Annotated in this window: 9 protein-coding genes; 1 reads left to right on the forward strand and 8 read right to left on the reverse strand. The window is 67.8% G+C overall.

Going from position 1 to position 10,252, the window contains the following annotated elements; all coding sequences use genetic code 11:
- Positions 1–19 precede the first annotated feature (19 nt).
- The 3 genes from ntrC to glnA all read right to left on the reverse strand — a co-directional run bounded on the left by ntrC (position 20) and on the right by glnA (position 4,313).
- Positions 20–1,549, reverse strand: coding sequence for a nitrogen regulation protein NR(I) (gene ntrC, locus F3J18_RS20380; RefSeq protein ID WP_025099841.1), 1,530 nt, complete (start codon positions 1,547–1,549; stop codon positions 20–22).
- A gap of 39 nt (positions 1,550–1,588) precedes the next feature.
- Positions 1,589–2,731 (reverse strand): nitrogen regulation protein NR(II), encoded by a 1,143-nt coding sequence (glnL, locus tag F3J18_RS20385; RefSeq protein WP_025099840.1) that lies wholly within the window; start codon positions 2,729–2,731, stop codon positions 1,589–1,591.
- 166 nt (positions 2,732–2,897) lie between these two features.
- Positions 2,898–4,313: a type I glutamate--ammonia ligase gene (glnA, locus tag F3J18_RS20390; protein WP_013698767.1), complete on the reverse strand. Its 1,416-nt coding sequence runs from the start codon at positions 4,311–4,313 to the stop codon at positions 2,898–2,900.
- A 417-nt stretch (positions 4,314–4,730) separates the two neighbouring features.
- Here glnA and F3J18_RS20395 point away from each other — a divergent pair, with 417 nt between their 5' ends.
- Positions 4,731–5,195, forward strand: a complete 465-nt coding sequence (locus F3J18_RS20395; protein ID WP_013698768.1) for a rhodanese-like domain-containing protein — start codon at positions 4,731–4,733, stop codon at positions 5,193–5,195.
- A 129-nt stretch (positions 5,196–5,324) separates the two neighbouring features.
- Here the strand turns inward: F3J18_RS20395 and F3J18_RS20400 are convergent, their stop codons facing one another.
- The 5 genes from F3J18_RS20400 to F3J18_RS20420 form a co-directional block, all read right to left on the reverse strand.
- Complete coding sequence (locus F3J18_RS20400) at positions 5,325–6,137, reverse strand: molybdopterin-binding protein (protein WP_025099839.1); 813 nt, start codon at positions 6,135–6,137, stop codon at positions 5,325–5,327.
- Entirely contained in the window at positions 6,134–6,964 is an 831-nt protein-coding gene (locus F3J18_RS20405; protein ID WP_025099838.1) for an EI24 domain-containing protein, read from the reverse strand. The genes F3J18_RS20400 and F3J18_RS20405 overlap by 4 nt, the downstream gene beginning before the upstream one ends.
- A 238-nt stretch (positions 6,965–7,202) precedes the next feature.
- A complete protein-coding gene (locus F3J18_RS20410) occupies positions 7,203–8,204 on the reverse strand; it encodes a sterol desaturase family protein (protein WP_025099837.1) in 1,002 nt (333 codons plus the stop codon).
- A gap of 19 nt (positions 8,205–8,223) precedes the next feature.
- Positions 8,224–9,222, reverse strand: coding sequence for a beta-propeller fold lactonase family protein (locus F3J18_RS20415; RefSeq protein ID WP_025099836.1), 999 nt, complete (start codon positions 9,220–9,222; stop codon positions 8,224–8,226).
- A 100-nt stretch (positions 9,223–9,322) separates the two neighbouring features.
- The coding region (locus tag F3J18_RS20420; RefSeq protein ID WP_205195508.1) for a DUF3418 domain-containing protein at positions 9,323–10,252 on the reverse strand (930 nt) is incomplete at its 5' end.

The following is a 10,252-nucleotide window of genomic DNA, read 5'->3' on the forward strand; positions in this document are numbered from 1 at the left end:
GCGGGTCTGCCGTCCGGCATCACGGCTCCAGGTGCAGCTCCTGGATCTTGCGCGTGATGGTGTTGCGGCCGATGCCGAGCCGCTCGGCCGCCTCGACCTTGCGGCCGCGCGTGAAGTCGAGCGCCTCGCGGATCACGGCCGCCTCGAAGCGGCGCGCGAGTTCGTCCATCACGTCGGCCGAATTCTCGCGCAGCAGCCGCGCGACCTCGGTGCGCAGGCCCTGCTCCCAGACCGGATGGCTGGACACGGGCGCGGCCACCGCGCCGCTGGCGATCGGCGCGCCCGGCAGCATGCCGCCGGGCATGCCGCCCATCGCGCCATTCGTGCCGGCCGGCAGCGCATCGCTGCTGACCGCCGCCGCGGCCGGCGTCACGCCCTCGCCGGGCGCGGCCTGCGCCGGGCCCAGGTCGGGCGGCAGGTCCTTGATCTCGACGGTCTGCGCCGGCGCCATCACGGTCAGCCAGTTCGCGAGGTTCTCCAACTGCCGCACGTTGCCGGGGAACGGCAGCGAGGTCAGGTAGGCGAGCGCCTCGTCCGAGACGCGCTTGGGCTCGACGCCGAGATCGCGCGCGCTCTTCTGCAGGAAGTGGCGCGTGAGCAGCGGGATGTCCTCGCTGCGCTCGCGCAGCGCCGGCAGCCGCAGCCGGATCACGTTGAGGCGGTGATACAAGTCCTCGCGGAACAGGCCCTGGCGCACCCGCGACTCGAGGTTCTGGTGAGTCGCCGCGATCACGCGCACATTGGCGCGCAGCGGGTTGTGGCCGCCCACGCGATAGAACTGCCCGTCCGACAGCACGCGCAGCAGGCGCGTCTGCAGGTCGAAGGGCATGTCGCCGATTTCGTCGAGGAACAGCGTGCCGTTCTCGGCCTGCTCGAAACGGCCCTGGCGCGTGGTCTGCGCGCCCGTGAAGGCGCCGCGCTCGTGGCCGAACAGTTCGGACTCCAGCAGGTCCTTCGGGATCGCCGCGGTGTTCAGCGCGATGAAGGGGCCGTTCGCGCGCGGGCTATGGCGGTGCAGCGCACGCGCCACCAGCTCCTTGCCGGTGCCCGATTCGCCCGTGATCAACACGGTCGCGGCCGAATGCGAGAGCCGGCCGATGGCGCGGAACATGTCCTGCATGGCAGGCGCCTGGCCCAGCATCTCGGGCGCGTCGGCGAGCTTGTCGTCGTCGGGCACGCCGCCGCGCAGGCTTTCCTCGACCGCGCGCCGGATCAGCTCGACCGCCTTGTCGACGTCGAAGGGCTTGGCCAGGTACTCGAAGGCGCCGCCCTGGAACGCGGCCACCGCGCTGTCGAGGTCGGAGAACGCGGTCATGATGATGACGGGCAGGCCCGGCAGGCGCTCGTGCATCGCCTGCAGCAGCTCGAGGCCCGAACCGCCCGGCATCCGGATGTCGGATACCAGCACCTGCGGCGATTCATGGTCGAGCGCGGCCAGCGCCTCACGAACGTTCGAGAAGCTTCGGGTCGCGAAGCTGTCGCGCGCGAGTGCCTTTTCGAGCACCCAGCGAATCGATTGGTCGTCGTCTACTATCCAGATCGGCTTCATAGGTCGGTCAGATGGATCGGTGAGTCGCTGCACTGCCGCTCAATGATCGAGCGGCAGCAAAATCTGAAATTCGGTACGCCCCGGCCGGCTTTCCACCTCGATCATTCCATCGTGCTGCTGCACGAAGGTCTGCGCGAGCGTGAGGCCGAGGCCGCTGCCGTCCTCTCGCCCCGACACCAGCGGATAGAAGATCCGGTCGCGGATGTCCTCGGGAATGCCGGGGCCGTTGTCGATCACGTGCAAGTCCAGTGCCAGCTTGAACAGTTTCTTGCCGATCGTGATCTTGCGCGCCACGCGGGTGCGCAATTCGATGCGCGCATCGCCCTGGGCGATGCGTTCGCGCAGCGCCTGGGCGGCGTTGCGCACGATATTGAGCAGCGCCTGGATCAGCTGCTCCTTGTCGCCGCGCAGGTCGGGCACGCTGACGTCGTAGTCGCGCTCGATGGTCAGCCCGCGCGGGAATTCGGCCAGCATCACGGCGCGCACGCGCTCGCAAACCTCGTGCACGTTGACGTCGCCGACGATGTGCGGATGCCGGTGCGGCTCCAGCAGCCGGTCGACCAGCGTCTGCAGCCGATCGGATTCCTTGATGATCACCTGCGTGTACTCGCGCAGCTCGCCGCGCTCGCGCTCGGACAGCTCGAACTCGAGCAGTTGCGCCGCGCCGCGGATGCCGCCGAGCGGATTCTTGATCTCGTGCGCGAGATTGCGGATCAGGTGCTTGTTGACCGCGGTCAGGTCGTGGATCCGCTCCTCGCGGTCGGTGCGCGACTGCCGCTCGTTCTCGAACAGCTCGACCAGCACGTAGTCTGGCGCGCCCTCCAGGAAACCGACGATCGCATGCACGTGCAGCGCCTCGCGGCCCGGCCGCTCCAGCACGGTGTCGAGATGGGTGGCCTGGAAACGGCCCTCGCCGATCGCGGTGATGGTGGTCGCCAGCTCGGTCGAGTTGGGGAACAGGTCGCTCCAGGGCATCTGCGCGAGCTGGCGGCGCGAGATGTCGAGCATCGCCTCGGCCGACGGGTTCGCGAAGGCGATCCGCAGCGTGCGGCGATCGAGCACCAGCACCACCGTGGGCAGCGCCTCGAGCCCGTTCAGCAGCCCCGAGCGCAACAGCCTCTCGTCGTCCGACAGCCGCTCCGGCTGCCCTGCCCTGGCCTTGATCAGATTCTTCAGAACCATCTTGCGTGGATGCCCGCTCATGACTGGTGAAACGGTGCAATGAAAAAGGGACGGCCCAACGCCGTCCCCTTCGCGTGTGTCCGGCTGCCGGGAAGCTTTCGCTCCCGGAAGCCGGACGGCAGGACGGCGCTTCGCTCGATGACGTGACGAAGCGCCATCGCCACGCTTACAGCGAGTAGTACATCTCGAACTCGACCGGGTGCGTGGTCATGCGGAACTTCGCGAGTTCCTGTTCCTTCAGGCCCAGGTACGCGTCGATCATCGCATCGGTGAACACGCCGCCGCGCGTCAGGAACTCGCGATCCTTGTCGAGTGCCTCGAGCGCCTGGTCCAGGCCCGCGCAGACGGTCGGGATCTTCGCATCCTCTTCCGGCGGCAGGTCGTACAGGTTCTTGTCGGCGGCCTCGCCCGGATGGATCTTGTTCTGGATACCGTCCAGACCTGCCATCAGCAGGGCCGAGAAGCACAGGTACGGGTTCGCCATCGGATCCGGGAAGCGCGTCTCGATACGACGGCCCTTCGGGTTCGACACGTGCGGAATGCGGATCGATGCCGAGCGGTTGCGTGCCGAGTAGGCCAGCTTGACCGGTGCCTCGAAGTGCGGGACCAGACGCTTGTACGAGTTCGTCGTCGGGTTGGTGATCGCGTTCAGCGCACGGGCGTGCTTGATGATGCCGCCGATGTAGAACAGCGCCGTTTCCGACAGGCCGGCGTAGCCGTTGCCCGCGAACAGGTTCTGGCCGTCCTTCCAGATCGACTGGTGCACGTGCATGCCCGAGCCGTTGTCGCCGACCACCGGCTTCGGCATGAAGGTCGCCGTCTTGCCGTAGGAATGCGCGACGTTGTGGACGATGTACTTCAGCCATTGCGTCCAGTCGGCGCGCTCGACCAGGGTCGAGAACTTCGTGCCGATTTCGTTCTGGCCCTGGCCCGCCACTTCGTGGTGGTGCACTTCGACCGGGATGCCGATCTGCTCGAGCAGCAGGCACATTTCCGAACGGATGTCCTGGAACGTGTCGACCGGCGCGACCGGGAAGTAGCCGCCCTTGGTGCCCGGGCGGTGGCCCGTGTTGCCGCCTTCGAAGTCCTTGCCCGACGACCACGGGGCTTCCTCGGAATTGATCTTCACGAAGGTGCCCGACATGTCCGTGTTCCACTGGACCGAGTCGAAAATGAAGAATTCCGGCTCCGGACCGAAGAAGGCCGTGTCACCGATGCCCGTGCTCTTCAGGTAGGCTTCGGCGCGCTTGGCCAGCGAGCGCGGGTCGCGCTCATAGCCCTTGCCGTCGGCCGGCTCGACCACGTCGCAGGTCAGCACCAGGGTCGACTCTTCGTAGAACGGGTCGACGAAGGCGGCGGCCGGATCCGGCATGAGCAGCATGTCCGACGCTTCGATCCCCTTCCAGCCCGCGATCGACGAACCGTCGAATGCATGGCCGCTTTCGAACTTGTCTTCGTCGAAAGCCGACACCGGCACCGACACGTGCTGTTCCTTGCCGCGCGTGTCCGTGAAGCGGAAATCGACAAACTTGACGTCCTCGTCCTTCACGAGCTGCATGACGTCGGCGACGGTTTTACTCATAACCTCTTCTCCTGATTGAACAAATCCGGCGGACTGGGACCGCCTCCGTTAAGCGGATGAATCGGCTTCGGTGCTGGAGCGCAGCAAGGGGGCCGACTTGACCGGAGCTACTAAAGCAGCTTCCATGCCACCCATGCGCCAGTTCGGCGCGGCGGGCGGCGAACCGCGCCGGGACAGGGCCGGCCCGCGCGCTTTCGGGGCTTGGCCGGCTCGGCTCGGCGCATTTGATGCACCAAATATAGGCAAAAACGAGAGAAACGCACCAAAATAATGCCGATCCGTCCCCAAGGGTAGATTCTGCACCGACTTGGTGATTTTGCGCGCCACCGGCAGGCAGACGCGCGCTCGCGGCCCGGCGCCCGGCCCGCGCGGCTCGCGCGCTAGAATGCCGGTTTGAGTCGACCAGAGAGTCTCGCCATGACCACGCTCGAACAGCTCTATGCCCACGCCGACGCGCACCGCGTCGAAGGCAAGCTGAACTACGGCGGCGCCCTGCCGCCCGCCGAAGCCTTCGAACTGCTGCAACTGGACCCGGCCGTGCGCCTGGTCGACGTGCGCACCCGCGCCGAGCTCGACTGGGTCGGCCGCCCGCTGGTCGGCGACGGCCAGTACGCGCATATCGAATGGACCCGCTATCCCGGCGGCGTGCCGAATCCCGATTTCATCGAGCAGTTGAAGGCGGTGGCCGGGCCCGACACGCCGGTGCTGTTCCTGTGCCGCAGCGCGGCGCGCTCGAAGCTGGCCGCGGTGGCCGCCGCGCAGGCCGGCTACACGAAGGCGTTCGACGTGCTCGAGGGTTTCGAGGGCGCGAAGGACGGTCAAGGGCATCGGAAGACGGTCGAAGGCTGGTGCTATCGCAAGCTGCCCTGGATCGGCGCTTGAAGGTGGCAGGCGGTCGGGCTCATCGTCCGGCCGCGCGATGACATCACGATGACGGGCCGCGAGTTGCGGCCCGTGTCGTTTGCGGGGAAGCCCCGCTGCCGAGGCAGGGAAAACGGTTGGTGCCGCGGCTCAGCGCGCCGCGTCGGGCTCGACGATATCGCCGCCGAGATGATGCACGCCCTCGCGCAGCTTCACGAAGGCGGCCGCCACCGCTTCCGGTTCGCCCTTCACGCCCAGCTCGATATGGCGGCGCGCATAGATGCCGCCGCGCTCCGCGTCGCCCACGCTGGGCAGGCTGAACACGCGCACGCCGGCGAAATCCTGCTCGATGCGCTCCATCAGCGGCGTCAGCGTCGATTCCGGCAGCTCGAACACCAGCACCGAGCGCTCGGTAAACGGCGTCGCGTGATGCAGGTGCTGGTACCGGGTATCGAGCACCCACTCCATCATCGGCCAGGCCATCACCGGGAAGCCGGGCACGAAATGCACGTCGCCGCAGGAAAAGCCCGGGATCTTGTTGTAGCCGTTCGGGATGATGGCGGCGCCCTGCGGGAAGGTGCCCATCTCGAAGCGGTGGCGGTTCTCCGGCGACTCGAAATCGACCGGCGTGGCGGCGTCGCCATGCATCTCGCGGATGCGTTCCGCGATCAGCTCGCGCGCCTCGGGATGCAGCGCGAGCGGCACGCCGAGCGCGGCCGCCGCGCATTGGCGCGTGTGGTCGTCGGGCGTGGCGCCGATGCCGCCGGTCGAGAACACGATGTCGCCGGCCGCGAAGGCGCGCTTGAGCGCCGCCGTGATGCGCTCGCGCGAATCGCCGACGTACTCGGCCCAGTCGAGCGCGAGGCCGCGCGCGCCGAGCAGCTCGATGATCTTCGCCAGATGCTTGTCCTGACGGCGACCGGACAGGATCTCGTCGCCGATGATGATGATGCCGATGCTCATTGATGCCTCGTCAATGCTTGGGAAGGTGCGGCGGCGGCCGCTCGCAGGTCCTGCAGCGCGTGCAGGCAATAGAAACCGAACCACAATGCCGAGAAGACGAGGATGAAGGCATAGACCCAGATCATCGCCGCCGCGACGAACGGGAACAGCACCATCGTCCAGATCGACGATACCCAGATGAAGGTCGGCACCGTGCCGAGCAGGCCGCTGGCGATGCCGATCCCCAGCAGCGGCCAGCGGTGCCGGCGCACCAGCGCGCGCCGCTCCTCGGCGCTGGCATGCTGGGCGAGCGCGTCGTAGCTCATCACGCGATAGGTCAGCCAGCCCCAGATCAGCGGCGGCAGCAGCGCGAAGAACGGCGGGATCAGCCACAGCGGCAGCGTGACGACCAGCACCACGATGCTGGCCAGCGCGGCCCACAGCGAATTGAAGGCGCTGCCGTACCAGGTACCGCCGCGGCGCTGCTCGAGCGAGGCGAACTGGCGCCGCGACAGGTGGGCGACCACCACCGGCGTCGAGATGGCGGCGATCAGCAGCAGCACGGTTAGCACGATCAGCGGAATCGCCACCGCCACCACCAGGAACGGCGCCACCACCGCATGCAGTTGCGGCACGCCGATCGAGGCGAAGAAATGGTAGATCCAGGAGGTCAGCGCGAAGCCCTCGAGCGCGGCGCGCGCGAGGCCCACCAGCGGCTGCCAGGCGAACCAGAGCACGATGCCCCAGCCGAGCGCGGCGACGATGAACGGCACGAACGTGAGCCAGAGCATCCGCGGGTGCAGCGCACTCGCGAGAGCCCGGCCGAAGGAGCGCAGCAGGTCGGTCATGCGGGCGGATAGGGGGAGAAATGGATCAGGGCGGCCCCAAGCATAAACCACGTCGCGCCCGGCCGGCAAAACCGCGATGCGCCCGGGCCGGGATGGGGATGCCGAAGCGGCGGGCTCGGCCCGGGATGAACCACCGGGGCGCCCAAAAAGCAAACCGCCCGGATTCGGGAGAACCGGGCGGTTTCGGCAAGCGGGGGCAATCCTGTCGTATGTCGTCGGGCAGGCCCGGCGGCGGCGCTCAGGCCGTGCCGGCCGAGACACCCGGCTTGCCGGGCTTGCGGCCTGCCAGGCGTCGCGCGATGCGTACCATCGCGAGCCAGTGCTGGGACCAGAAACCGTCGCCATAGGACACGCCCTGGTATTGCTCGCGGATGCCGGTGGGTTCGGGCGTCTTGTTCCAGGACGCGGTGCGGAACAGCATGTCCCACCAGGGGAACAGCACGCCGAAATTGCAGCCGTAGGCGGTGCCTTCGTGCCCGTAGCCGACCGCGTGATGACGCCGGTGGAAGGCCGGGCTGACCAGCAGGCGCTCGCCGAGCCAGCCGAACGGCAGCCGCGCGTTGGTGTGCTGCACGCTCTGCACGAAGTTCGAGAGCGCCGTGAGCACCACGAACTGCGAGGGCGACACGCCGATCACCAGCGCGATGGCGGCGAAGAAACAGCCCTGGATCAGGTCGTCGAGCAGGTGGTTGCGGTCGTCGGTCCACAGCGACATCTGCCGCTGGCTGTGATGGACCGCGTGCAGCTCCCACCACACGCCGAAGCGGTGCTGCCAGCGGTGGTACCAGTAGCCGGCGAAATCGAGCACCACCAGGTAGATCAGGAAGGCCACCAGCGGCTGGGAGGTCACCCCGGGCCACAGCGTGTCGAGATTGAGGTTCGCGACGCCCTTGAGTCGCAGCCACGACTGGAAGTTGTCGAACAGGGGCTGCATCGCGAAGAAGAAGAACAGCGTGAAGATGCCGAGCTTGGCGATCAGCGTGTAGAGCACGTCGACGCGCGTCTCGCGGCGGTGCTGCCACGACTCGGCCGGCCGCAGCGCCTCGAGCGGACGCAGCAGCAGGTACATCGCCACCACCTGCAGCGCGCCGACGATCACCCAGTACAGCGCGTCGTAGGTGTCCTCGTCGTAGTCCATCAGGTCGAACCTGAACATCAGCGGCTGGACGATATCGACGTACAGCCAGGTCTGCAGGTTCGACACGAAGGTATCGAGCATCGAGGCGATCATGTGCAGCATCGGCGTGCTCCGGCCGGCGTCAGGCGCCGTTGGGCGCCGTCACCGGCGCGCGATCGTAGAAATAGATGCCGTGCGGCGAGCGGCCGACCGGGATCGTCTGGATCAGGCGGCGGCTGGCCAGGTCGATCACGCCGACCTTCTTGGCGAAGCGGAAGGTCACCCACAGCGTCTTGCGATCGGCCGACAGCTCCATGTCGTCGGGGCCGGGCAGCAGGCCGGTGATGTCGCCGACGTTGGTGAGCGTGTTCTCGTCGATGATGCTGATGGTGTTCGCGACCCGATTGGTCACCGCCACGTGGGTGCCGTCGGCCAGCGAGCGGAAGTTGTGGGCGCCCTTGCCGGTCGGGATGGTCTTGACCACCTTCTGGTTGCGCCAGTCCACCACCGCCACGTAGTCGGCGCCGGTCATGCCGACCAGCACGTACTTGTCGCCGGGCGTCATCCACAGGCCGGCCGGCACCTTGCCGACCTTCATCTTCCACTTGACCGTCTGGGTCGGCAGGTCGATCGCGGCCAGCTCGCCCGACACCTGCAGCGACACCAGCACGGTGCGGCTGTCCCGGGTGAAGGCCAGGTGGCTCGGCATCACCTGCAGCGGCACGCGCTTGACCAGGTGGACGTTCTGGCCGTCGTAGCCGTAGATGTCGACGCGGTCCAGGCGCAGGCCGGCCGCCACGAACCACTTGCGGTCGGGCGAGAAGCCGAGCTGGTAGGGATCGTCGATGCCTTCCACGGTGCGCTGCGGCGCGCCGGTGCGCGGATCGAGGAACATCAGGCTGTTCGAGACCGAATTGGCGACGATCAGCGAGGAATTGTCGGGCGTCGCCATCAGGTGATGCGGTTCCTTGCCGGTCGGCAGCGTACCGACCACCTGGTGCGAGTTCTGGTCGATCAGCGACAGGGTCGCCTCGGCCGAATTCAGCACGATCACGTTATTGGCAAAGGCGGCGGGCGCCGCGGCGACGGTCAGCGCGCCGAACAGCAGGGCGGCGCGACCGAGGGACAGGAAATTGCGCATGGAGACTCACGTCGAGAAACAGCCGTCATTGTAGAACGTTCGAGCGGACGTCCGGTTGACCGGCCGCCCGCCCGAATTCGCCTGCGCAGCCGGAATTGCGCTAGCGCTGCAGCGACTCCCAGACCTTGTGCAGCCGCTTGACCGAGACCGGCATCGGGGTGCGAAGTTCCTGCGCGAACAGCGAGATGCGTAATTCCTCGAGCAGCCAGCGGAACTCGGTGAGCCGCGCATCGGCCGCCCCGCCGCGCTGCGACAGGGCCCGCTGGTACTGCTGGTTGAGCGGCGCGAACTCGGCCAACTGGCGCGCGTCGCGGGCCGCGTCGGCCTTCAGCTTGTCGATGCGCATCGCGATCCCCTTCAGGTAGCGCGGGAAGTGCGCGAGCTGCGGGTACGGCGTGTCGATCACGAAGCGCTTGCCGACCAGCGCGCCGAGCTGGGCCGTCATGTCGGCATGGGCGGCCGCGAAGGGCTTGGCCTGGGCCAGCTTCTTGCCGAGCCCGGCGTACTCGGCCAGGATCTGGCCGACCAGCCGCGCGATCTCCTGCGCCAGCAGGTTCAGGCGGCTGCGGCCCTCGTCGCGGCGCGCGTGGAAGCCCGCGTCGTCGACCGGCAGCGGGTCCTGCAGGCAGGCGCGGTCGAGCGCCGTATCGATCAACTGGTCGCGCAACTCGTCCTGCGAGCCCAGCGTCATGTACTGCATCGCCATCTCGCGCAGGCCCGGCAGGTTCTTCTCCAGGTACTTGATCGGCTCCTTCAACTGCAGCGCGAACAGGCGCCGCAGCCCGGCGCGGTGGATGCGCGCCGCCTCTTCGGGCGAGTCGAACACCTCGACGTCGCAATGCGTGCCGCGATCGACCAGGGCCGGGTAGCCGAACAGGGTCTGGCCGCGCCGGCGGATTTCCAGCAGCTCGGGCAGCTTGCCGAAGTTCCAGGTGGTGAGGTTCTCGTAGAGCGCGGTCGCGCCGCCGCCCTGCGCGCCTTGCCCACCTTGGGCGCCCTCGCCCGCGCCGCCGGCCGCGCCCAAGGTGGG

The sequence above is a fragment of the Burkholderia sp. Ax-1720 genome (assembly GCF_011753035.1).
GTDB classification, from domain to species: domain Bacteria; phylum Pseudomonadota; class Gammaproteobacteria; order Burkholderiales; family Burkholderiaceae; genus Burkholderia; species Burkholderia gladioli.

Bases quoted from the DNA above. Each gene is read 5' to 3' on its own strand.
- F3J18_RS20395 (WP_013698768.1), top strand. From the start codon at position 4,731: ATGACCACGCTCGAACAGCTCTATGCCCACGCCGACGCGCACCGCGTC.
- F3J18_RS20400 (WP_025099839.1), bottom strand. From the start codon at position 6,137: ATGAGCATCGGCATCATCATCATCGGCGACGAGATCCTGTCCGGTCGC.
- glnL (WP_025099840.1), bottom strand. From the start codon at position 2,731: ATGGTTCTGAAGAATCTGATCAAGGCCAGGGCAGGGCAGCCGGAGCGG.
- F3J18_RS20410 (WP_025099837.1), bottom strand. From the start codon at position 8,204: ATGCTGCACATGATCGCCTCGATGCTCGATACCTTCGTGTCGAACCTG.
- F3J18_RS20405 (WP_025099838.1), bottom strand. From the start codon at position 6,964: ATGACCGACCTGCTGCGCTCCTTCGGCCGGGCTCTCGCGAGTGCGCTG.
- ntrC (WP_025099841.1), bottom strand. From the start codon at position 1,549: ATGAAGCCGATCTGGATAGTAGACGACGACCAATCGATTCGCTGGGTG.
- glnA (WP_013698767.1), bottom strand. From the start codon at position 4,313: ATGAGTAAAACCGTCGCCGACGTCATGCAGCTCGTGAAGGACGAGGAC.
- F3J18_RS20415 (WP_025099836.1), bottom strand. From the start codon at position 9,222: ATGCGCAATTTCCTGTCCCTCGGTCGCGCCGCCCTGCTGTTCGGCGCG.